This is a genomic window from uncultured Pseudoflavonifractor sp., assembly GCF_944387805.1.
Taxonomy (GTDB): Bacteria; Bacillota; Clostridia; order Oscillospirales; family Oscillospiraceae; genus Pseudoflavonifractor.
The window spans coordinates 1-22,046 of sequence record NZ_CALXGI010000028.1; the positions used below are offsets into that span (position 1 = coordinate 1).

Sequence of the window (22,046 nt, forward strand, 5' to 3'; positions counted from 1 at the left end):
CCTTTAGGGGTATTGTCTGTATTATGCCCTTATAGGGCTTAATCAAGCCTCCGGCTTAGCCGGAGGTTGTGACTTTCGGACAGGCTGAGCGCGATCAGCTGTCCTGCTCTTTTTCCAGCATACCGTTGAGCCGCTCGCTCTGGGTACCGAAGTAAAAGGCGATGATGACGGAAAATACAGTCAGGAAGTCCTTTCCCGAGATGCGGTCGGTGAGGACGGAGAAGGCAAATACCGCTGCCATGACCAGGGTTACAATGCTTTTTACGCATAAGAGGCTGGCAAGCCGCTTATGCAGGAGATTGTTCATCAGACGCGCCTCCTTTCCGGCGGGCCCTGTCTGCCGGTGCGGGCGGGGCCGCAATCCCATTCTATGCGGAGCGGACCGGAAAGGCCACAGACACGCCGGAGAGTCTGGACCTTATATCCAGGCGTTCAGGTGAAAATTTTCTCCAGTATGCCCAGAGCATCCGCTTTGGTCATGGGCCGGGGCTGGAACATCTGGAACATCTCTTCCACAATTCCCTGGGCGACAGCCGGGAAAAGGGATTTGTCCGGGGCATAGCGGGAGGCAGGCGGGAGTTGGAGCACCTCATCCCGGAAGTTGAGGAAGGCATCTCTGGTTTTAGCGCCGATCTCCTCGGGTGTCTCCTGGCCGGAGAAGGAGGCGCCCAGCAGCTGTCCAATCCAGCGGACTTTTTCCGGCAGGGCGGGGGCGTTGAATTCCAGAATCCAGGGGGTGGCATAGGCGCAGGCCTCGCCGTGGGGAATGCCGAAATAGGAGCCGATGAGGTGGGCCACGGAGTGCCCGGCATTGGTGTGGGCCTGGACCAACATCCAGCCGCCCAGTGTGGAGGCGATGGCCATGTGGGTACGGGCCTCTACATTTTCGCCGTCTGCCACCGCCGCCGGGAGCCACTCCGTCACCGTGCGCATCACCGCCTCCACCAGGTGACCGGTGGCAGGGGTGGCGATGTTGGTGGTGTAGCCCTCGCAGGCGTGGGAGAAGGCGTCCAGGCCGGTGGCGGCGGTGAGGACGGGAGGCATGGTCACCATCAGCTCCGGGTCCACAATGGCGTACTCCGCCATGGCGTTGACGGCCAGACAGCCGTGCTTCATGTGGTCGTCGCTGCTCATCACCAGGCCGTCGGATACCTCGCTGCCCGTGCCTGCGGTGGTGGCAACCAGAAAGAGGCCGGGGGAGAGGTTCATGGGGACGTTGGGCCCGGCAAAGCGGAGGATGGGACCCTCGTTGTACCGCAGCAGGTTAATGGACTTGGCGCAGTCCATGCTGCTGCCGCCGCCCACGCCGATAACCACGTCGCAGCCCTGGGCGTTGAAAAAGCCGATGCCCTCGTCGGGGACAGTGTGGGAGGGCTCGGGATTGACTTTGTCATACACCACGCTGTCCACCCCGGACGCTGAGAGTACGCGGCAGACCTTGTCTGTAATACCGGCGGCCACGATGCCCGGATCGCAGACCACCAGCGCCTTTTTGCAGCCCTTTCCGGCCACCAGGGGCCCCAGCTCAGCCAGCTTGCCGGGGCCAAAGAGGAGATGTACCTTCTGTTCCAGCATGTCAGTCATCCTTTCATCTGTATTTGGATAGCGGAACAGGGAGGCCGTGGCCTCCCTGTTCCGCTGGGACTGGAGTGATTCACATAAGGGATGGAGTGGGAAACGCTGAATCAAAGCTCAGGCGGCGGCCTTCTGCTTCTTGGACATGCCCATGGCCAGCACGGAGCAGACCAGGACCACGACGCAGCAGCCCACCATCAGCAGGGAGGGGGCAGTCCAGTTGGCGGGGCTGGTGTTCTCGCCGGCCAGAGCGGTGAGCACGGGAGTGGAGGCAAACACGCCGATGTAGTACAGGGTGTTGAGCAGGCCCATGCTCAGACCGATGAGCTGGGGACGCTTGGCCAGCTGGGGCGTGAAGATGAACATGGAGGTCATGATCATGCCGCCGGGGACAATGCCGGTGGCCAGAGCGTAGATGATGCAGGCTGCATTGGAGCCGCCTAGGTGGGGCATGGTGAAGCAGATAATGGCGCAGAGGATGGCGCCCACGATGGCGAAGAGATAGGGCTTGCCGGTCTTGCCGATGACAATACCGGAGATGATGCAGGTGGGGATGCCGATGAGGCCGTTCAGGCTGGAGTAGAAAGCGGAGGTGGACTGGTCAATGCCGTAGGCGGCAAAGAGGGAGGGGTTGCAGGTGATGAAGCCGAACAGCACAAAGGCCAGACACAGCATGGACAGGCAGGTGACCAGCAGGGCGGGATTGGCAGCAGCCTCGCCCAGGGAGACCTTCTCGCCCAGGCCTCCGCCCTCGGCGGCGCTGCGCTCAGGCACCTTGACGAACAGGAACACCAGCACGAAGCACACAGCGGCCAGAGCGGCGATGATCCACCACAGGAGCTTGAGGTTATTGGTGGCCTTGTAGATGGCCACGCTGGCGTTCATGCCGATGAAGTTGGCCGCAGCGGCAAAGGTGTTGAAGATGCCGGTGGCGGTACCCACGGTGGCGCCGGAGAACCAGTTGTTGATGAGGTCAACGCCCACGGTGATGATCAGCGCGTAGGAGATGCCCTCGATGATGCGGGAGACCATGACCACGGCAAAGCTGTTGCTCACAGCGCCCAGCACGTTGCCGATGACCAGGGTGCCCATCAGGATGAGGAGCATGTTCTTGTTGCCGGTCTTGGCCATCACGGCGGCGCCGGGGATGGAGAGGATGATGCCGGCCACGGTGAACAGGCTCATCAGCAGGGCGGCCTGGGTGCCGTCCACGTTCAGCATGGCGGCAACCTCGCCCATGACGGGGGAGATCTTCAGCTGGGACAGGGACACGGTAATGGCGGAAATCAGCAGAATCAGAAACATCATCCACTTGCTGGAAGTACTTTTTTCGTTCATGGAGCTACCTCCTTATAAAATCAATGCCCTCTCTGAAAACGGAATGCGGAAGGACTTACAGTGTCAGACCGATAATGCGGGCGGCGTTGCGGTAGAAGAACTTATCCGCCACAATGGGGTCGTCCTTGAAGGCGTCGGCAGCGTACTTGACGCTCCAGGTGCAGGTGTCGAAGGGCCAGTCGGTGGCGAACATGATGCGGTCCTCACCGAAGAGTTCCAGCATCTGGTGCATGCCGTCCACGCCGCGGTGGCTGGATTCGATGTACACGTTCTTGCAGCCCAGCTTGCCCACCAGCTCGGCCAGGGCCTCCAGCTCGCCGCCGCAGGAGCCGCCGCCGTGAGCGGGCACCCAGACGTAGTCGGGGTACTTGCGCAGAATCTCCAGGGTGTACTTCAGGTCGCCCAGCTCCAGGTTGGTCAGGGCGTGGTAGGGGGAGTCGGCCTTGTAGTAGTCATTGACGCCGCAGTGGTAGGTGATGGGCATGCCCAGGTCGCCGAATAGCTCGATGGGCTTCTCGCAGCGCTTGTCGGTAATGGAGACGTTCTGGATGATGGGGTGAATTTTCAGGCCCTTGGCGCCGTTGGCGATGTCCTGCTTCAGCTTGGCCATCATCTCATCCTCGGGCAGGTCGAAGTCGGGGCAGGTGAAGGGGATGAAGCGGGGGTCCAGCTTGGAGGCGGCCAGGGCCTCCTCGAAAGAGGTGTTGGGCATGATGGGCAGGGAGCACATATAGTCGATGCCGGCGGCGTCCATAATGTCCTGGGTGGTAAAGATGTTGGCGCGCTGCCAGATACGGACCTGTCCGGCATCGATCAGCCTATTCTGAGCCTCCACATCAGGGACAATCAGGGGACGGGTGTAGCCCGACTCCTCCAGGTCCTTGAAGGGGTCAAAACCGGTGAAGCCGGGGGGATCGGCCACAAAGCCGGGGCGCTTGAAGGAAATGTTCTGATTGCCGTGGAAAATGTCGCCCAGGTGGGTGTGGAAATCAATGATGCGCTTGGGCTTGAATGCCATTTCGGGGGTCTGGAATACTTCCATGATGATTTCCTCCTTGATAAAGTTTTATATGCCGCCGGAATGGGCGGAGGGCACACGATTATTTGGGCCGCCGGATGCACAGCATGACGGCAAAGGCCACAGCTGAGCACACGGCCAGGGCCACCAGGGTACTGACATAGCTCTGGCTGGCGTCGTACAGGGCGCCGGCGGCAGTGCCGGCGAAGGACGCCACCAGCAGGTTCATATTGCTGATGGAGAAGTTGACGGGGTAGTTTTTCTGGCCGAAGAAGCTGCTGATCACGACGGAACCCATGGTGGGCGCGCCGCCATAGCCCAGACCGGTGACGATAAAGCCGACCGCCACCAGCGGGAAGCTGTGGAGGAACAGAGCGGCCATAAGGATCAGCACGCCGGCCAGACTTACTATATTGACGGCGGTCATGGTCAGCTTCCAGCCCAGCTTGTCAAACAGCCCGCCGAAGAGGACGCGGCCCAGGCCGTTGCAGATGGAGATGAAGCCCACCACAAGGGTGATAACCCCCGCGTCCATGCCGGGACTCACCTGGGATGCAAAGGGCTTGGCCTGAGAGATGACGGCCAGACCGATGCCGCTGATGAGGACGGCCCACAGGAAAAAGCACCAGAAGCTGGGGGTGCGGACCATGCGGGCGGGGGGGATATCCGGCCCGCTGATATTTTGACCGCTCTGGGCGGGGGAGGCGGGGGGAGGCAGCCGGAAGAACAGGGAACCCACGCCGATGACCACAGCCATCACAACGCCCATAATCAGGAAGGTCTGCCGCCAGGCGCCCGTCTCAGCGGGGGTTATGGCGTCAAAGAGGGCGCCCAGCACCATGCTGCTGGAGCCGAACCCCATCAGCAGCACGCCGGAGATAAGTCCCTGGCTGTTGGGGAACCACTTGGTCATGGTGCTCATCACCGAGTTGTAGGCAAAGCCGGAGGCTGTGCCGCACAGCACGCCGTAGCTCACATAGAGCATGGGCAGGGAGCTGGCCCGGGAGACCAGGAAAAAGCCCACCAGGAACAGCGCCGCGGAGAAAAGGACATTGGCGCGCACGGGGATACGCTTGGACAGGTTGCCTGCGGCGAAGCCGCCCAGGCAGAAGAAGGCCATACAGATGGTGAAAGTGAGGGACAGCTCTGCCGCGCTCCACTGGGGGAAATCCGCCCCGATGGGGGCGGCAAACACGCTCCAGCCGTAGACAAATCCGGCGAAGAGAAGCACCACAAGGCCTACCGCGGCGTAGAGCCACCGCATGGCGCCGGAAACCGCTTTTGTCTCCATCACAGATCTTCCACCTTCGTAAAGGTGCGGGCCTGCTCCTGACCCCGCAGGACCCGGAGCACGCCGGTGGCCAGGGACTCCATCTCGTTCTCACCCGCGTAGACATGGACAGGGGCGATGAAGGACACACGCTGAGTAATCCAGTCGGTGATCATCCTGGAGTGGGCCACGCCGCCGGTGACCAGAATGGCGTCCACCTTGCCGTGGACCACAGTGGCCAGCGCGCCGATGTGCTTGGAGATGTTGTGGGCCATGGCCTCATAGATCAGGGCGGCATGTTCGTCGCCCTCGGCGATCCGCCGCTCCACCTCCCGGCCGTCGTTGGTGCCCAGGTGGCCCATCAGGCCGCCCTGCTTCTTGACGTAGTTATACAGTTCCTTAAAGCTCCTGCCCGACTCCGCCGCCAGCTTCAGCGTCTGGAAAGTGGGAAGTCCGCCGGTCCGCTCGGGGGAGAAGGGCCCTTCCTCATCGGAGATGAGGTCGATCATTCTGCCGTTCTGGTGCAGGGAGATGGTAATCCCGCCGCCCAGATGGGCCACAATCAGGGTGAGCTTCTCATACTCGGTGTGGCTATCCTTGGCGTACTTATGGGCGATGGCCCGCATGTTCAGGGGATGGCCCAGGCTTTTGCGCCGCATCTCGGGCAATCCGGCCACCTTGGCGATGGGGGTCATCTCGTCCACCGTGACGGGGTCGTAGACATAGGCCTTGAGGCCCAGCTCGTCGGCAATGGACTTGGCGATGGGGGCGCCCAGGTTGGAGGCGTGCTCGTTCTCCGGACGGTAGTGGAGCTGCCAGATCATGTCGTCGTTGATCTCATAGGCGCCGGAGCGGACCGGAGGCAGCAGGCCACCACGGGAGACCACGGCGGTGAGGGTGTCCCTGGTCACGCCGTTCTCCTCCATGGTGCGCAGCACCAGGTCCCGGCGGTACTCGTACTGGTCAAAGGGCTCCTTGAAGGGGGCCAGCTCCTCCTTGCTGTGGTTGATGGTCTTGACAAAGAGGGGAGTCTCGTCCTCGTAGACCGCAATCTTGGTGGAGGTGGAGCCGGGGTTGATGACAAGAATTCGTTCCATTCAGGCCTCCTCTCTCAGTCGTGGGTCATGGACGCGGCCAGGCACAGGGCGTTGTACTTCTCCTCGGAGGAGGAGCCGCGGCTGGTGACCACGATGGGGCATTTGGCGCCCACCACAAGACCGGCCATCTTGGCCCCCGCCATCTCCACCAGGGACTTGCCCAGGATGTTTCCGGCGGTGATGTTGGGCACCACCAGGATGTCGCAGTCGCCGGCGCAGGGGCTCTCATACCCCTTGGTGATGGCCCGCTCCTTTACCACAGCCAGGTCGAAGGAGATGGGGCCCTCCACGATGCAGCCGGGCAGCTCGCCGGCCTGCCACATCTCCTTGAGGGCGGCGGCGTCGGTGGAGTCCACGGACTTGGGATTGACCTTCTCAGCGGCGGCCAGCACGCCCACCCTGGGCTCCTCGTAGCCCAGGGCCCGGAGGGCCTCCACGGCGTTGAGGATGATGTCCTTCTTCTGCTCCAGGGTGGGAGCAAGGAGCATGCCGCCGTCGGTAGTGACCAGCAGCTTGTGATAGGCGGGAATCTGGTTGATGGCCATGTGGCTCATGGTGCGGCCCTGGCCCAGGCCGTGCTCCTTGTTGACCACGGCCCGAAGAATGTCGGAGGTGTCCAGCTTGCCCTTCATGATGAAGCGGGCCTTGCCTTCCCGCACCAGTTGGACGGACCGGGCGGCGGCTTCGGCAAAGTCGGGGGCGTCGTACAGGTCCTCATCGGGGACGCGCTCGCCCATCCTGGCCAGGATCTCCTGAATTTTTGCCTTGTCGCCCACCAGGACCGGGACCACAATGCCCTCAGCCCGGACCTTTATGACAGCCTCCAGGGTGTGCTCGTCCTGGGCGGCGGCCACTGCCACGCGGCGGGCTCTGACGTGGGCCTTGGCGTGGGCCACAAGACCTTCAAAACTCGTAAAAATCATGGTGCAGTCTCCATTCTGTGAGAAATGCCCGCAGGGGCGGAAAGAGGAGAGGGGGCGGGCGGCAGGAGAGATGAGAGCCGCCGCCCGCCCATGAAAAAGGCAGAGGAATCAGGCCTCGTAGACCACCTTGCCGCCACAGATGGTCATGACCACCTTGGACGCGCCGATTTCGGTGACGGGGCAGGTCATGATGTCGGTGTCAAGGATCTGGAAGTCGGCCACCTTGTTGACCTCAATGGAGCCGCGGACGTGCTCCATGTGCTCCTGATAGGCGCCGTTGATGGTGTACATGCGGATGGCGTCCTCGCGCTTCATGGCCAGGTCGGGACGGGCGCAGTATCCGTCGGCGGTGGTGCGGGTCATGCAGAACTGCATGCCCTGGCGCCAGTTCATGGAGAAGCAGGTGGAGTCGGAGCCGCCGGTGAGGCAGGCGCCCAGATCGGTGTAGGCCTGATAGTCGAAGATCTCCTCCTTGTCGGTGAGGACAGGGGTGTTCCAGCCGAAGACGATGTTGGCGGCAGTGGGCTGGATGGCGGCCAGGATGCCGTTCTTCACCATCTTGGCGGCGCATTCCTTGGTGGTGTCGTCGCAGTGGATGAGGAGGTGGCGCAGGTCCTTGCCGGGGTAGAGCTGGTTGGCCTTGGCCAGACCCTCGATACAGGCGTCCATGGAGCCGCCGCCGCAGGAGTGGATGCAGATCTGCCAGCCCATGCGGTGCAGCTCGATGATGGTGCGCTGGACCTCCTCAATGAGGGTGTCCTCGTCCAGGCCCCAGGCGGTGACGAAGGAGCCCTCGGGGCGGATGCCCTTGCGCTGCCAGGTGGGCCCGCCCAGGTCCACGAAGAACTTGATGGCGTCGCCCTTGACCCAGTTTCTGTCCTTGAACTCGGGAATGGTGGCGGGAACCCGCTCAGTACCGCGTATGATGGAGTCGTAGCTCTCCTCGCCGCCAATGGCAGAGAAATAGGCGATGGACACACGGGCGGTCAGCTCGCCGCGCTCGGCCATCTTCTCGTAGATGTGGATGGGACGGGTGCCCCAGGTGCCGCGGAACACGTGCTCGCCGCCCTCGCCCAGAATGTCGGTGTGAGAGGTGATGCCCTGCTCGTTGAGGGCGTGCTGCACCCGGCGAATGGCGTCCTCCAGCTCGGCGTCGGTGAGGATGGGGCACTTCTCGCACAGCAGGTTCTGGGCGCCCCACTCATGGAAACGGCCCACAGGCTCGCCGTTCTCGTCCCGGTCAATCATACCCACGCTGGCGGGAATCTCGGGGTAGTTCTTGTCAATGCCCGCAACTTCCAAAGCCTTGGAGTTGCACACCATGGAGTGGAGGGAGAAGTCGGTCATAGCCACAGGTACGTTGGGGGATACGGGGTCCAGGTCCCAGCGGTTCATGATGCGGTTCTCGGCGGCCAGCTCCTTGATGTTGCTGTCCACGAAGCCGCAGCCGAACACCCACTGGCCGGGGGCGGCCTCATCACAGGCCTTTTTCAGCTTGGAGAGGATCTTGTCCATGCAGTCGTACTCGGGGCCGGAGAAGTCCAGGAAGGTGGGGGACAGGGTGTAGCCGGTGTGGACGGCGTGCATGTGGGAGTCGTTGGCGCCGGGCAGAACCAGCTTGCCGCCGGCGTCAATGACCTTGGTATCGGGGCCGATGTAGGCCTCAATTTCGGCATTGGTGCCCCGGTCGATGATCCAGCCGTCCTTGGCGGCCACGGCCTCCACATAGGTGAAGTTCTTGTCCACGGTGGCGATTTTACCGTTCTTGATTACGAGATCAGCTTTGACTGCTGCCATAATATGACACCTCCAAATATAGTGCGGCGGGAGCATCCGCACCCGCCGGCGGGGACAGGGATTAGTCGGCCCAGATCTGGTCGTGGGTGGGAATCTGATCCGGGTCCTTCATCCATCCAATACGGGAGATGTTGATGAGGTGCTCGTAGGTCAGGTTCTCAGAGATGGAGTTGTTGCCCCAGGAGCCGCAGCCCAGAGTAGAAGTGGGGTTGAATCCGTTGGCCAGAGCGGGGTTGGCGGCGAAGATACCGGGCTGGTTGATCAGCAGGCGGGACACGGGCAGCACCACGCCGGCCAGCTCGGCCTTCTTCTTGTCGTAGGTATGTACCACGGCGGAGTGGCCCGCGCCTTCATAGAGCAGGTTGGCCTTGGCCACCTCCAGGCCCTCCTCGAAGGAGTCCACCGCGATGGCGATGGTTACAGGGCACATCTTCTCGGCGCACAGGGCGTCCTTGGCGCCGGCGTTGGCCTTGTCCACCTTCAGGAGGATGATGCGGGTCCACTCGGGGATCTCCACACCGGCGGCCTCAGCGATGTCCTTGGGGTACTGGCCCACCAGCTTGGAATTGATGTGCCGCCCATCGGGGAAGAGGGCGGTGCGGAACTTCTGGACCGTGTCGGGGTCGGAGACGTAGTAGGCGCCGGCGTCCTTCATGGCGGCGAGGAACTCGGCCTCGTCGCAGGCAGGGTAGATGGCGGACTGGTTGCCCGCGCAGATGAGGCCGTTGTCGTAGCTGCGGCCGGCCACAATCTGCTCAGCGGCCTCCTTGTAGTTGAAGCCCTTGTCGATAATGGTCTGCACGTTGCCGGGGCCGACGCCGAAGGCGGGATGGCCGGAGGAATAGGCGGAGCGGACCATGCCGGCGCCGCCGGTGGCGATGATGACGTTGGAGTTCTGCATCAGCAGCTGGGTACACTCGATGGAGGGCTCTTCAATGCACTGGAGCAGGTTTTCAGGGGCGCCCAGCTTGGCCAGGGCCTCGTTCATAATCTGGATGGTGTGCAGGGTAGTCTTCTTGGCGCGGGGGTGGGGGGCCACGATGAGCACGTTGCGGCCCTTGAGGGCGTAGGCGGCGTTAAAGACGGCGGTGACGTTGGGGTTGGTGCAGGGGGCCACGGAGCAGAGAATGCCCTTGGGCTTGGCCACATAGGCCAGGTGCTGCTCCTCGTCGTAGCCGATGACGCCGACGGACTTCTTGCCCTTTAGGGAATACCAGATGCCGTCGGGAGAGCCGGCGTTCTTCTCAATCTTGGAGGTCAGATCGCCCAGACGGGTTTCCTCTACGGTCTCTCTGGCCAGTTCCTCAGCGTGCTCGCCAAAGGCTACCAGCGCAGCCTTAACACAGGCGTCCACCTGCTCCTGATTGTACGGTTCAAACTCCGCCAGGGCCTTGCGGGCATTGGATACAAGCTGGGATACCAGTTCCTGATTGTCCATGGAAAGGACCTCCTTCTGTTTGATGAGCCAAGTGTAGCACTGGACTCCGAAGGCCTATTGTACAAAACGGAACATAGGGAGAGAAAAAGCAGATGGGCATTTATACAAAAATAATAAATGCCGTCCCAGCTGCGGAGGCAGGGACGGCGTTGGGGTGTGAGCCGGCGGGCGGTGTGGCGCCCGCCGTGAACGTGAAAGAAATGCGGCTGAAGAGAAACGCTGCACTGGAGATCTTACGTGGTTTGAAATACTTCGCGGTGATAGCGCAGGGGCGTAACCCCGGAGAAGCGGCGAAACTCCCGGTTCAGGTGGGACTGGTCAAAGTACCCGTTGTCAAACACAATGTCTGAGAGACTGCCGGCCTCGCCGCCGCTCCGGGCCAGCATGCGCACCGCGTTCTGGAAACGCATGATGGAGGAGTAGTTCTTAATGGAGATTCCGTGGGCCTCCTTGAATTTCTCACGGCAGTAGCGGCCGGTGTAGCCAGTGTAGTCGCTGATGGACTCCATGCGGAGATTTCCCCTGGCCTGGCAGAGCTGCAGCTCGGAGTACTCCACAAAATCGGGGGTGTACTCCGGGTCAGTGAGCTGCCGCCGGGCAAATTCGGCCACAATCCCCACGCGCTCGTCAAAGGTGTCACTGGCGGAGAGCATTTCCGTCACCCATTCGGCATCAGGGCAGTCCTCCCACAGGGAGATGGACTGATCCACCAGTTCCTGCCAGTCGGTGCGCAAAGGGCGCATTCCCTTGGGGCTGAAGGGCTTGAAGCCGAAGTAGACGGCGTTGGGCTCCAGCACCAGTTCACGGGGCGCGGTCTGGAGTCCACTGACCACGGCGGCAGGGGAGCCAGGGGTGCAGCGGAAGAGGAAATCAATGCATGCATCGGGAATCAGCCGGACGGGGGCGATGTCCTTCCCCGTTTGGAACTGATAGCAGAGGGCCAGGTTCTTTTTGGAGTAGGGATTCCATGTCAGGAGGCGTTCATTGTACCGTAGCTGCCGGGACAGGTCCGGCTGAAGAGGCGCGATATACTTGTCCGAAATGACAGGCGTAGTGCTCATGATGCATCCTCCTTACAGTCTTGTGGTCGTTTATACGGAAACCATCAGGAATCCACACCGCTGGGACGGGTTTCGTCCAGGAAAAAGCCGATGATAAACGAGGCCAGATTGACAAAGCCGAACAGAAACAGGCTCCACTTCAGACCAAAGGCGTGGGCAGCCACGACATCAACCGTGGGCGCAATACTGGTGAGGAAGGTGGTGAGCCATCCGCCTACGGTGGGGGAGATAAAGCCGGAGAGAAAGGCGCAGGCATTAAAAAGGGCAAAGGCTGCGCCGGAACGGCTGGGGGTCATGTCCTTGAGTTCCATGCACATGGTGTAGAGCACAGGCATCCACATGCCGTTGCCGATGCCATACACAGCGGTGCCCGCCAGAGCCAGGGGCACGCTGAAGCTGACGGTGGAGATGAGCACAATCACACCCGCAAATTTGAGAATCTGACCCACAATCAAAATGGGCTTCCGCCGTCCGGTCTTGGACATCACAGCTCCGCCCAGGATGCTGCCCGCCAGGCCGATCAGGGGGAAGGCCAGGGCGGCGCAGAGATTGGCCACAGAGGGGTCCATGCCGCCGCCCTCGGCGATGAGGGTGGGCAGAACCACCACCATGTAGGAGTAGCAGAAAAAGTCCATGATGAATACCAGGCAGAGCAGCTTGATATTCTTCCGCCGCCACAGGTTGCGGTAAATGCCTCGCTCCGGCAGTTCCACCGCGGCGCTCTGAGGAATATCCTCGGCACGGATGCACGCCAGCCACACCACCATCAGCGCCAACAGCACTACCCCCCAGATGCCCATGGCCATCTTCCAGGAGCCCAGCAGATTGGACAGGGGAAGCATGAGAGAAAAGCTGATTACAGTGCCGATAAAGGGAAACATACCGTTGAGGGTATTCATAGTGTCTCTGGCTGAGCCGGTATACCAGTTCATGATGGCAGAACCGATAAAGGGAATCGCCAGGCCGAAGCCGATGGAATAGATGCCGCGGGAGAAGAGGAACAGGAGATAGGTAGGGGACCAGAAGTTGAGCAGAACGCCTGCGGTGAGGAAAAACTGAGTACCCAGATAGAGCCTGCGGATGCCCAAACGGCTCTCCAGAATGCCGCCGGCCAGACAGGCCACAATACTCATGGGAAAGGTGATGGACACGGACAGGTTGAGCAGAGCGTCCTGCCCGGCCAGGTGGTAATACTCACTCAGGACGCTGAGAATAGGAGATGGAGCCATCTGCTGTACATATCCGATGCCGATGGTTGAAATCACCAGAAATGTCATCAGGGGAAGCTTTCGGGGGCGCTGCATGAGGATTCCTCCTTCAATGATATGGTTCTTGGGATGCAGTGTTCTCAAGTCATAGAAAAATGACCTGTATAGAGAAATGCCGCTTCTTTATACCGAAGACGGCCAGATAACAGCTGTTCTCATAACCTTTTCTACGGGAAAAGAGAGGGACAGTTCCACTTTTTACAATATGAAAGGGACAATTTCCGGTAGTCTGAGAACATACACGGACAGCCGTGAAACAAGAAGGAGGAGATGGCCTATGATAAACGCGGAGGTCGAGCGGGTACGCGAGGTGGTCTGGCGCTATATGGACGCAACCCGCAGGGCCGATATCAGCGCGCTGAAGAGCTGCTTTCATAGGGATGCCAGGGTATCCGGATACTTGGGCGGCAGAATTATGACAGGCATGCCCGCCCCTTTTGCGGAGACAGTGATTGCCGGCAGGGAGAAGCAGGCTCATGCCCAACTGCTGTCTCTGTCGGTAACCGGACGAATTGCAGATGCAGTGGTATATGAGGCGCATTTTCCCGAAAAGGTAGAGCTGGAACACCACCTCCAGCTCATTGAGGATGGGGGAACCTGGTGTATCATCGCCAAGAATTTTACGACTATTTGACGCATGGCCGCATAACCCCCTCCGACAGGCTCCGCAGGTGGAGAAGCAGACCATAGCTTTTTATAGCAGGCCGAAGAAAGCGCACTGTGCTCCAGAGCGCTTTTTCAGGTGCACGTATGATGTGTGTTTTGGGGAATGCTCTGCTGTATTTTTATACTACCCCAAACAGAGAGCACCGGGAACTATCACAAGTGATAGTTGTGATAATAATTTGTGCATTAGAGACAAAAAGAGAAGGGGAACCTGTGTGCATTTTGGGCCAATATGGTATACTGCGGGTGCCGATGCAACAGAAAATGACATAATGGGACAAATACGTCCAAGAAGTTTCAAAAAATGAGGGGTGGTATACATGAAGCTTCCCGGAACGAAAATCCTATCCCGCGCCCGGATAAACCGGCAGTTGGATCAGATACTCGCCTACCCGCTTACTGTTCTCCGTGCACCTATGGGCTTTGGCAAGACCACGGCTGTCCGGGAGTATTTTCACACCAGGCGGCTGGAGCCTATCTGGCTCTCTCTGCTGGGTTCCAACGGTTCCATGGCCTATTGCTGGGAGCGGCTTACCTCCAGAATCGATCAGCGGAACCCAAAGATGGCAGGGAAGCTGCAGGAGCTGGGCTTTCCGGAAAATGCGCCTCAACAGGCCAAGATTGTGTCCCTCATCTGTGAGCAGAAGTACCAGGAGCCCACGGTCCTGGTGATAGATGACTACCAGCTTATCGACTGCAGGGAGACTGCGTCCCTGATCACCCTCATTGTAGGGGAACGGGTGGAAAATCTGCATATTGTCCTGCTGGCCCGGGATACACCCTGCCTGCCTGTGGCCGACCTGGAGCAGAGAGGGCTGTGCTGGCTGGTGGGACAGGAGGTGCTTCAGTTCCGAGGGCCCGAAATCAAGGCCTATCTGGAGCTGATGGAGTGTCCGGCAGAGGAGGACCTGGCGGAGCGGCTGGGCCGCTGGACGGGAGGCTGGATTTCCGGCATCTATCTGATTCTCCGCGGTATGAGCCAGGGGCTGCCCATCGGCGTGGGAGAGGACATCAACCAGCTGCTGGACCGCAACCTGTACAGCACCTACGACAGAGAGACCCAGACCTTTCTCCAGAAGCTCTCCTATCTGGACGCCTTCACACCGGAGCAGGTGGCCTATGCCTTTGAGGACCCAGGGGCTGCCGAACGACTGGCGGAATTGGTTCAAGGCAACGCTTTCATTACTTACAACTCCGCTCTGCAGGCCTATAAAATGACGGAGCTGTTCCAGAAGTTCCTCCGGGAGCGGGCGGCACGAGAGGGGATGGAGCCCAGGGCTCTCTGGCGCAGAATGGGCCGGTGGTTTCTGGAGCGGGGGAAACGGGTGGTGGCCTATGACTACTTATATCGGGCCGGAGAGGTAGAGGAGATCCTTCGGGATTTGAATAGTATGGAGCCCAGAGATATCCAGTTTGCCCAGTTCCCACAGGTCCACAGAATATTTGAAGGCCTGGTTCCGGAGATGGCCTTCCGCTATCCGCTGGCAACTCTGCGCCATATCAGGGTTAAGGCGCTCAGTGATCCGCCCTCCGGCCGGGGTGAGCTGGAACATCACATCCAGAATTTGGAGACCCATTTCCTCGGTGCAAAAGATATCAGCGAAAATTATCGTACCTTCCTTCTGGGGGAGATCCATAACACCTGGATTTTTGTGGCTTTCAATGATGTCCATGAGATCGTCCGCCACGGTGAGTTGGCCGTGCACTACTTTAACGGCCGGTATTCCTGCGTGGTGAGCAACCGCACGGAGTTTACCTTTGGCGCGCCCCATCTGCTCTACTGCTACTATAAGGAGCCGGGGCGGCTGCGGAATACAGCGGAGTTTATATCCCAAAATTTCCATATCCTGGCCCAGGCGGTAGAGGGATGCGGCTCCGGCAGCGAACCTCTGGCGCTGGCTGAGTATGCCCTGGAGACAGGCGATTTTGAGAACGTGGAGATCAACGCTCGAAAGGCCATCTATCAGTCCCGCTTTTACCGCCAGACCTCCATTGAGCTGTGCGCCACCTTTGTCCTGGCCCGGCTGGCACTCTACCACGGCAAATTTCAGGAGGGAGAGCGGCTGCTGGAGGAGCTCTCCCGGCGGGTAAGCGGGGAGAACAGCAGTGTACTCAACACCACGCTGGAGCTTTGCTCGGCCTATATCAGCAGCTGCTTTGGAAAGGTGGAGAAGATCCCGGCCTGGCTGCGGGAGAACAACATGGGTACGGGGAACTTTATGTTCCAGGGCATGGCGTTTCCCTATATTGTGTGTATGCGGGCGGTGCTGCTCACCGGAGCCTTTATCCGGCTGGAAGTGCTCTGCCAGGAGTTCCGCAAGAAGTTCGATCTTTATCACAACCAGCTGGGCTACATCCACAATGATATCTGCTCCGCCATTGCAAAAGAGAAGCTGTATGGCATTGAGGCGGGCTGCCAGGAACTGGAGGGGGCCTTGGTGCTGGCGGCCCAGGACGATGTAGTAATGCCTTTTGCAGAAAACGCGCTGGAGCTGATGGGGATGCTCCGCAAACTGCGCAACTCCCAGCGGGTTCCCCAAGAATTTCTGAGTCGGGTGATCCGCTGCTGTGAGGAGTATCAGCGGGCTGTGTCCGATTTCTTCCCGCTGTCGATCACGCTTTCCGAGCGGGAGAAAGAGATCCTCCAGATGCTGGCCAAAGGAATGAAGCATGAGGAGATTTCTGCAGCCCTTTTCATCTCTGTACCAACCGTCCGATACCATGTGAAAAACGCTTATCAGAAACTGGAGGTCAATAACAAGATGGCCGCCATCCAGAAAGCCAAGACAATGGGACTACTGGACTGAATGGGGCGATATGTCCGGGCGGCGCACAGAACGCTGCCCGGATTGATATATTTTGATGGGATACGGAGAAATTGCACGAGGAGGTTAAGGAGAGTGCGCACGCCGCGCTTGAGCGAATCCGCCAACTGCGGGAAGCGGAGAAAAACAACTTCGCTTCCTGTGGCGTTTTTCTCTAGCAGACCAGACTGAGCACCCTGCACAGTCCCTTCCAGTGCCGATTTTTACAATCGTCCCTCCCGGCTTGGGCGGTAAAATGAATCGATGGATAACCAGCGATAAGCCATACTTGCGAGGAGGAGTTTTATCATGCAGTTTGAGCTTGTACAGAATGTAAAAATCGTGTTTGGCGCTGGAAAGCTGTCCGAGCTGGGACAGCTTGTCAAGATGGAGAACAGCCGCCGCCCCCTGGTGGTGACCGACAAGGGCATTGTGGCCGCCGGGATCGCCGGGAAGGTGCTGGATGTGCTGAAGAATGCGGAGCTGGAGCCGGTGCTGTTTGACGGCGTGCAGCCCGATCCCTCCACCGCCGTGGTAGCCGCTGCCTGGGAGACCTACACCGCCCAGGGCTGCGACCTGGTCATCGGCCTGGGCGGCGGCTCCGCCATGGACACCGGCAAGGCTGTGAACATCCTGCGGTATAACGAGGGACCCATCATCCGTTTTGCCCAGGGCGAGGAGATGAAAGCCGCTCCCGGTCTTATTGTGGTGCCCACCACCTCCGGCACAGGCAGCGAGCAGTCCGATGGCCTGGTGATCACCGGCGATGACGGCGTGAAGTATCCCATCCTGGCCACTCTGGCCTCCTCGGAGTACGCCGTTGTGGACCCGGAGCTGATGGTGGGCATGCCGCCCCACATCACCGCCTCCACCGGCTTTGACACCCTGGCCCACGGCGTGGAGTCCTACACCGGCACCGCCGCCACCCTGCTGTCCGACCAGATCTCCAAGCGGGTCATGGAGATGGTGACCCGGTGGCTGCCCGTGGCTGTGGCGGACGGGAGCAATATCGAGGCCCGCAGCAACATGGCGGCGGCCTGCCTCATGGGCGGCTGGATGCTGCGCTACGGCCACACCCACGCGGGCCACTCTCTGGCCCACGTCATCGGCGCCCACTTCCACATTCCCCACGGCTTTGCCTGTGCCTATGCCCTGCCCTATGTCATCGAGTTCAACGCCCCCGCCGCGCCGGAGAAGACCCGCCGGGTGGCCAAGCAGTTCGGCGCGCTGCTCACCGGAAACGAGACGCCCGAGGAGCTGGGCGCCAAGGCCCGGAATGCCCTGATCTCCTTCCGGGACGTAGACCTGCACCTGAAGGGGCCCAAGGAGTGGAATATCGACCGCTCTCTGTTCCCCCAGATGGCCAAGGAGATCTCCCAGGAGCTGTTCCAGGCCTTTAATCCCCGGAAGATGACCGAGGAGGATGCTCTGGCGCTGCTGGAGAAGATTTTTGCCTGAGAGAAAAAAGAAACGGCAGGGCCGGACACATCAGTGTCCGGCCCTGCCGTTTTTTCGCGAAAAGATGCGGCGGGCCGCAAAAAAGCAGCCGCACCCGGCGCACAGCATATGCCGGGTGCGGCTGCTGACGGACTGCGGGAGAGAAGCTCAGAGAGTGGTGAAGAGCTTGGAGATGATGTACCAGGTCCCATCCACCTTGATCAGATGGAAGAAGTCCACCAGCGTGCCGTCGCCGCGGAAGCCGGTTTCGGAAACGATGACAGAGGCCACGTCGCCCTCAATGCGGATGGACTCAATTTCGGCCTGATAGGGGTCATTCTTGGAGGCCATGGAGGGAGCGCTGGCCATATCCTCAATGAAGCAGGAGGGATCGGCCAGCAGGCAGTTGGGGCCCAGAAAGCCGTTCATAACGGCCCTGGGATGGAACACGCTCTTCAGCTTTTCGATGTCAGCCTGATAGGTGCCGTCCATATAGCGCTGGATAACGGATTTGACAGCCTTGGTCTCAGCATGGTTGTTCATAGGTAAAACCTCCTCATCATTTTTGCCAGGGACTTCTGAGACTGTCTTTACCTTATCATGGGCGGCAGTGAATGAATTGTAAAAAACGGTACTGGAACAGGACGAAAAACCGGTATGCCGGGCATTTCCGGCCTTCTTCCGCAATAAGACAGGCCTCTCCCCGCAGAAATTGCTCCCGTGGGAAGAGACCTGTTTTTTTCAGGCCTTGAGCCTGTCCGCCGTACTGCCGCGCTGCTTGGATATGGAGAGGCATTCCATAGGGGTGTAGGCTGTGTAGTCCTTAAAGACATGGATGAAATGGGCCTGATCATAATATCCCGCCTCCAGGGCAAGGTGGGACATGTCCTGATTATCCTCCTCGATAAGGCGTTTAAGAGCCCACTGAAAGCGCATGATCTGTCCATACTGCTTGGGAGACACACCGCAGAGATCTTTAAATCTCTGCCGGACATACCGGGTGGAGTAGCCGGTAAAGGAACTCAGCTTGGTAAATTCAAGGTTTCCCCGGGAGACGGAAATTGCCATGGCCAGGTAGTCGATAAAATTGGGGTTATAGTCGTAATCTCTCAGCCGGCGGGACATCCCGGGAGGGATGCCCCGCCGGTTCTGCTTTTTGGAAAGGAGCTGTGTAAACATATGAATCAACGTCTCAGCACCCTTATGGCGGAGCTCCCGGGCCATCTGGACGCCGCCATCATCACATCCGGGGTGAACCGCCGCTATTACCTGGGCCTGGAGTCCACGGCGGGTACGCTGGTAGCGACCCGCTCCGACGCATTCCTGTTTGTAGACGGACGGTACCGGGAGGCGGCGGGCGCTCTGGACTCTGATATCACCATTCTGCCCACGGAGAAGATAGGGCGGGAGCTCCCCGCTCTGATGGCGCGGCTGGGTGTGCGGACGGCAGGGGTGGAGAGCAGTTATATGACGCTGTCCGGTTTTGAAAGCCTTCGCGCCCGGCTGCCCGGCTGTGTTCTGACCCCGGACGGGGCCCTTCAGGAGGTAATTCTCCGCCAGCGCCGCCATAAAAGTCCGGAGGAGGTGGCCCTCATCCGAAAGGCCCAGCACGCCTCCGAGCGGGCCTATCTGAATCTGCTGGATTTCATCCGGCCCGGGCGGACGGAGAAGGAGCTGGCCCTGGAGCTCTACCGCCTGTGCCGGCAGGAGCCCGATGTGGAGTCGGCCCACACCGACCTGCTGCTGGCCGGTCCCAATGGTTCCCAGCCCCACGGCATGGCGGGGGATCGTCCCATCCGGTGCGGCGAGTTCGTCACCATGGACTTTGGCGCAGTGGTGGAGGGGTACTACGCTGATATGACCCGCACAGTGGCTGTGGGAGAGTCTGACGACGAAATGCGCGCCCTCTATCAGCTGGTTCTATCCGCGAAGAACGCCGCCACCGCCGCAATCGTACCCGGTATCCCCTGTGCGGAGGTGGACGGAGTGGCCCGGCAGGTCATCGCAGCGGGCGGATGCGGGCCGGCCTTCTGTCATGGACTGGGACACAGCATCGGACTGGAGGGCCATGAGAATCCCCGCTTCCGTGAGGACAGCAGGGCGGTGGTGGAGGAGGGCCTGGTGATGTCGGTGGAGCCGGGGGTATACTTCCCAGGTCGGCTGGGACTGCGCATTGAAGACCTGGTCTATGTGGGGCCCCAGGGGGTGGAGGTCCTCAATGAGACCTCCACAGAGCTGATTGTCCTCCCGGCAGGATATTCCGCCTCCAGATAGACGGGGCAGCCTCAAAATGAGCGGGCAATGCGCTTTGCAGCCAGGGGGAAGGGCCGGTTAAAATCGATATTTTCCAGGGAAAAAACAAAACCGCCGCGAAGCGGCGGCCCCAAACCACAACCCAGCATAGCGGTTGCGGTTTGGAAAGAAGGAGCAGCGGCGTGAGCGCGCTCTGACTGATAAAATAAGTCGGAGCAAGCGATACAAAGCTTGCTCCGACGTGGTACGGGTAGTGGGATTTGAACCCACACGGTTGCCCACTGGAACCTAAATCCAGCGCGTCTGCCAATTCCGCCATACCCGCATATTCAATTTCTCAACTGCCATCCAGGGAAAGAGACAAAGGAACTGGAGGTATTTTAGCATTGAGCGGCAAAATTGTCAATTGAACCGGGGCGGAAAAGCCATTATAATAGTGCTCAATAAAAATCCGAGATTTGCCAAGGATGTGAGGCATATGAAACGTGCGCCCAGAGTCGCGGCGGTCCATGACATGTCCGGTGTAGGCCGGTGTTCCCTGACTGTGATTCTCCCGGTGCTTGCCGCCATGGGCTGCCAGTGCAATCCCATGCTGACAGCCTATCTCTCAGCCCATACGGCCTTTCCGGCGTCGGAGCACGCGGTATTTCTGGACCTGACGGATCAGATGGGCCAAGTGGCGGCCCACTGGGGAGAGCTGGGTGTGACGCCTGACGCGGTATACAGCGGCTTTCTGGGCTCGGAGCGGCAGATTGGCCTGCTCCAGACTGCCATCTGCCGGTTCCGGCGGGAAAAGACCCTGGTGCTGGTGGACCCGGTGATGGGGGACCACGGCCGGGCATACCGGACCTGTACGCCTGCACTGTGCGCACGAATGGGGGAGCTGGCCGCTCAGGCGGATGTGATTACCCCTAATCTGACTGAGGCGGCCATGCTGCTGGGGGAGCCGTATCAGGCCCGGCCGGACCGGGACACCGTCCGCAGCTGGCTGGAGCGGCTCTCGCTGGAGGGCCGGCGGTCTGTGGTGCTCACCGGTGTATCCGCCGGAGAGGAGCAGGTGGGGGCGGCCAGCCTGGACCATGCCACTGGTCGGATGGAACTGGCGCTGACCTGCCGGGAGCAGGGCAGCTTTCCCGGCACAGGGGACCTGTTCGCGGCGGTGCTGCTGGGCGGGCTCCTGCGGGAGGAGTCTCTGGGACAGGCGGCGGCGGATGCGGCGGCCTTTGTGCAGCAGTGCGTCAGCCGTACCCTGGCCCTGGCCACACCGCCCCTGGAGGGTGTGGAGTTTGAGGGACTGCTGGGATTGCTCACCAGCGGCGGAGCTCTGCCCACAGTGACAAGAGAATCACTATAAAGAAAAACAGCGGCCTGCCGGGAATTTCCGGCAGGCCGCTTGCATTTAAAACTCCAAATCGTCCAGAAAGGCCTCCCAGGCCTCGGGATGCTGGACATAGTACCGGGGGCACTCCTTACCTGTCACGTCGTAGTGGCGGAGAATCTGGTCACGATCCAAATCGTAGGTGTCCACCAGCCACTGGACCAGCTTGACCAGGGCGTCATAGGAGGCCTGGGTAAATTCCCCGGTCTCGTCCGGGTGGCAGACTTCAATGGACAGGGTGTCGTAATTGCGCTGGCTGGAGGCATAGGCCACCTCGTCCAGCGGGACACACTCCAGAATCTCACCCTCCAGACCGATGACAAAATTGCTGCTGGCAAAGGTCTCCCCGCTCTGGGCCAGACCGGCGAAATAGCTCCGGTTCTGCTGGGCGGTGGTGCCCGGGTTGCCGGTGTAGTGGACCACCACACCATTGACGGCGGTCAGCTTCTCCCCCGGGCGGGAGTACTCGTTGATGGGCAGAAGCTGCCGCTCCACCCACTCCGGCGCGTCCGGCACATCCTCGGGCAGCGCCTCGGCGGTACTGGGGGTACCCGGCATCAGGACGGCCAGCACCGCCCGGATGATCAAAAGGCCCACAATGACGGCGGCCAGGATGGCGGGGAGCCGCAGCTCTCTGGGCAGTCTGCCGCGAGTGGATTTTGGTGTTTTCTGCATGGTGCTGTTCATGGTACATGCCTCCCGGCGGTATGTTCGTGCTAACAG

General features: G+C 60.3%; 19 protein-coding genes and 1 tRNA gene. 5 read left to right on the plus strand and 15 right to left on the minus strand.

Going from position 1 to position 22,046, the window contains the following annotated elements; all coding sequences use genetic code 11:
* Window positions 1-94 precede the first annotated feature (94 nt).
* The 11 genes from Q0K06_RS08285 to Q0K06_RS08335 form a co-directional block, all read right to left on the minus strand.
* Entirely contained in the window at window positions 95-307 is a 213-nt protein-coding gene (locus Q0K06_RS08285) for a hypothetical protein (RefSeq protein WP_294551029.1), read from the minus strand.
* Between the two features lie 125 nt (window positions 308-432).
* On the minus strand, window positions 433-1,575 hold the full coding sequence (locus Q0K06_RS08290) for an iron-containing alcohol dehydrogenase (RefSeq protein WP_294551031.1): 1,143 nt from the start codon (window positions 1,573-1,575) through the stop codon (window positions 433-435).
* A 117-nt stretch (window positions 1,576-1,692) separates the two neighbouring features.
* Complete coding sequence (locus tag Q0K06_RS08295; protein WP_294551033.1) at window positions 1,693-2,913, minus strand: MFS transporter; 1,221 nt, start codon at window positions 2,911-2,913, stop codon at window positions 1,693-1,695.
* Between the two features lie 55 nt (window positions 2,914-2,968).
* The gene (locus Q0K06_RS08300) at window positions 2,969-3,955 is read right to left on the minus strand and encodes an amidohydrolase family protein (protein ID WP_294551036.1); all 987 of its coding nucleotides are present in this window, start codon (window positions 3,953-3,955) and stop codon (window positions 2,969-2,971) included.
* 58 nt (window positions 3,956-4,013) lie between these two features.
* The gene (locus tag Q0K06_RS08305; RefSeq protein WP_294551079.1) at window positions 4,014-5,222 is read right to left on the minus strand and encodes an MFS transporter; all 1,209 of its coding nucleotides are present in this window, start codon (window positions 5,220-5,222) and stop codon (window positions 4,014-4,016) included.
* Complete coding sequence (gene buk, locus Q0K06_RS08310; RefSeq protein ID WP_294551039.1) at window positions 5,222-6,298, minus strand: butyrate kinase; 1,077 nt, start codon at window positions 6,296-6,298, stop codon at window positions 5,222-5,224. The genes Q0K06_RS08305 and buk overlap by 1 nt, the downstream gene beginning before the upstream one ends.
* Before the next feature lie 14 nt (window positions 6,299-6,312).
* A complete protein-coding gene (locus tag Q0K06_RS08315; protein ID WP_294551042.1) occupies window positions 6,313-7,221 on the minus strand; it encodes a bifunctional enoyl-CoA hydratase/phosphate acetyltransferase in 909 nt (302 codons plus the stop codon).
* A 108-nt stretch (window positions 7,222-7,329) separates the two neighbouring features.
* On the minus strand, window positions 7,330-9,018 hold the full coding sequence (locus tag Q0K06_RS08320; protein WP_294551045.1) for an amidohydrolase: 1,689 nt from the start codon (window positions 9,016-9,018) through the stop codon (window positions 7,330-7,332).
* A 61-nt stretch (window positions 9,019-9,079) separates the two neighbouring features.
* Window positions 9,080-10,456 carry an aldehyde dehydrogenase family protein gene (locus tag Q0K06_RS08325; RefSeq protein WP_294551047.1) on the minus strand — a complete coding sequence of 459 codons (1,377 nt, stop codon included), beginning with the start codon at window positions 10,454-10,456 and terminating at the stop codon, window positions 9,080-9,082.
* 233 nt (window positions 10,457-10,689) lie between these two features.
* Window positions 10,690-11,517, minus strand: a complete 828-nt coding sequence (locus Q0K06_RS08330; protein WP_294551049.1) for a helix-turn-helix domain-containing protein — start codon at window positions 11,515-11,517, stop codon at window positions 10,690-10,692.
* A 44-nt stretch (window positions 11,518-11,561) separates the two neighbouring features.
* Entirely contained in the window at window positions 11,562-12,821 is a 1,260-nt protein-coding gene (locus Q0K06_RS08335) for an MFS transporter (protein ID WP_294551052.1), read from the minus strand.
* 241 nt (window positions 12,822-13,062) lie between these two features.
* On the opposite strand from Q0K06_RS08335, the gene Q0K06_RS08340 reads away from it, so the two are divergent.
* From Q0K06_RS08340 to Q0K06_RS08350, 3 genes are all read left to right on the plus strand, one after another.
* The gene (locus Q0K06_RS08340) at window positions 13,063-13,419 is read left to right on the plus strand and encodes a nuclear transport factor 2 family protein (RefSeq protein ID WP_294551054.1); all 357 of its coding nucleotides are present in this window, start codon (window positions 13,063-13,065) and stop codon (window positions 13,417-13,419) included.
* Between the two features lie 403 nt (window positions 13,420-13,822).
* Window positions 13,823-16,258, plus strand: coding sequence for a LuxR C-terminal-related transcriptional regulator (locus tag Q0K06_RS08345; protein ID WP_294551056.1), 2,436 nt, complete (start codon window positions 13,823-13,825; stop codon window positions 16,256-16,258).
* A gap of 306 nt (window positions 16,259-16,564) precedes the next feature.
* Window positions 16,565-17,713 (plus strand): iron-containing alcohol dehydrogenase, encoded by a 1,149-nt coding sequence (locus Q0K06_RS08350; RefSeq protein WP_294551059.1) that lies wholly within the window; start codon window positions 16,565-16,567, stop codon window positions 17,711-17,713.
* A 147-nt stretch (window positions 17,714-17,860) separates the two neighbouring features.
* Here the strand turns inward: Q0K06_RS08350 and Q0K06_RS08355 are convergent, their stop codons facing one another.
* Window positions 17,861-18,235: a nuclear transport factor 2 family protein gene (locus Q0K06_RS08355; RefSeq protein ID WP_294551062.1), complete on the minus strand. Its 375-nt coding sequence runs from the start codon at window positions 18,233-18,235 to the stop codon at window positions 17,861-17,863.
* Window positions 18,236-18,433: 198 nt separating this feature from the next.
* Window positions 18,434-18,871, minus strand: coding sequence for a helix-turn-helix domain-containing protein (locus Q0K06_RS08360; RefSeq protein WP_294551065.1), 438 nt, complete (start codon window positions 18,869-18,871; stop codon window positions 18,434-18,436).
* Between Q0K06_RS08360 and Q0K06_RS08365 the strand changes: the two genes are divergently transcribed.
* Window positions 18,872-19,966, plus strand: coding sequence for a Xaa-Pro peptidase family protein (locus Q0K06_RS08365; protein WP_294551067.1), 1,095 nt, complete (start codon window positions 18,872-18,874; stop codon window positions 19,964-19,966). It abuts the gene before it with no gap.
* Between the two features lie 221 nt (window positions 19,967-20,187).
* On the opposite strand, the gene Q0K06_RS08370 is transcribed toward Q0K06_RS08365, so the two are convergent.
* Window positions 20,188-20,270 (minus strand) — tRNA-Leu (locus Q0K06_RS08370).
* A gap of 153 nt (window positions 20,271-20,423) precedes the next feature.
* On the opposite strand from Q0K06_RS08370, the gene Q0K06_RS08375 reads away from it, so the two are divergent.
* Window positions 20,424-21,299 (plus strand): pyridoxamine kinase, encoded by an 876-nt coding sequence (locus tag Q0K06_RS08375; RefSeq protein WP_294551069.1) that lies wholly within the window; start codon window positions 20,424-20,426, stop codon window positions 21,297-21,299.
* Between the two features lie 45 nt (window positions 21,300-21,344).
* On the opposite strand, the gene Q0K06_RS08380 is transcribed toward Q0K06_RS08375, so the two are convergent.
* Window positions 21,345-22,010: a peptidoglycan recognition family protein gene (locus Q0K06_RS08380; protein WP_294551070.1), complete on the minus strand. Its 666-nt coding sequence runs from the start codon at window positions 22,008-22,010 to the stop codon at window positions 21,345-21,347.
* Window positions 22,011-22,046 lie beyond the last annotated feature (36 nt).

Coding starts and splice junctions, on each gene's coding strand:
- Q0K06_RS08285 (WP_294551029.1), bottom strand. CDS start 307: ATGAACAATCTCCTGCATAAGCGGCTTGCCAGCCTCTTATGCGTAAAA.
- Q0K06_RS08290 (WP_294551031.1), bottom strand. CDS start 1,575: ATGCTGGAACAGAAGGTACATCTCCTCTTTGGCCCCGGCAAGCTGGCT.
- Q0K06_RS08295 (WP_294551033.1), bottom strand. CDS start 2,913: ATGAACGAAAAAAGTACTTCCAGCAAGTGGATGATGTTTCTGATTCTG.
- Q0K06_RS08300 (WP_294551036.1), bottom strand. CDS start 3,955: ATGGAAGTATTCCAGACCCCCGAAATGGCATTCAAGCCCAAGCGCATC.
- Q0K06_RS08305 (WP_294551079.1), bottom strand. CDS start 5,222: ATGGAGACAAAAGCGGTTTCCGGCGCCATGCGGTGGCTCTACGCCGCG.
- buk (WP_294551039.1), bottom strand. CDS start 6,298: ATGGAACGAATTCTTGTCATCAACCCCGGCTCCACCTCCACCAAGATT.
- Q0K06_RS08315 (WP_294551042.1), bottom strand. CDS start 7,221: ATGATTTTTACGAGTTTTGAAGGTCTTGTGGCCCACGCCAAGGCCCAC.
- Q0K06_RS08320 (WP_294551045.1), bottom strand. CDS start 9,018: ATGGCAGCAGTCAAAGCTGATCTCGTAATCAAGAACGGTAAAATCGCC.
- Q0K06_RS08325 (WP_294551047.1), bottom strand. CDS start 10,456: ATGGACAATCAGGAACTGGTATCCCAGCTTGTATCCAATGCCCGCAAG.
- Q0K06_RS08330 (WP_294551049.1), bottom strand. CDS start 11,517: ATGAGCACTACGCCTGTCATTTCGGACAAGTATATCGCGCCTCTTCAG.
- Q0K06_RS08335 (WP_294551052.1), bottom strand. CDS start 12,821: ATGCAGCGCCCCCGAAAGCTTCCCCTGATGACATTTCTGGTGATTTCA.
- Q0K06_RS08340 (WP_294551054.1), top strand. CDS start 13,063: ATGATAAACGCGGAGGTCGAGCGGGTACGCGAGGTGGTCTGGCGCTAT.
- Q0K06_RS08350 (WP_294551059.1), top strand. CDS start 16,565: ATGCAGTTTGAGCTTGTACAGAATGTAAAAATCGTGTTTGGCGCTGGA.
- Q0K06_RS08355 (WP_294551062.1), bottom strand. CDS start 18,235: ATGAACAACCATGCTGAGACCAAGGCTGTCAAATCCGTTATCCAGCGC.
- Q0K06_RS08360 (WP_294551065.1), bottom strand. CDS start 18,871: ATGTTTACACAGCTCCTTTCCAAAAAGCAGAACCGGCGGGGCATCCCT.
- Q0K06_RS08365 (WP_294551067.1), top strand. CDS start 18,872: ATGAATCAACGTCTCAGCACCCTTATGGCGGAGCTCCCGGGCCATCTG.
- Q0K06_RS08375 (WP_294551069.1), top strand. CDS start 20,424: ATGAAACGTGCGCCCAGAGTCGCGGCGGTCCATGACATGTCCGGTGTA.
- Q0K06_RS08380 (WP_294551070.1), bottom strand. CDS start 22,010: ATGAACAGCACCATGCAGAAAACACCAAAATCCACTCGCGGCAGACTG.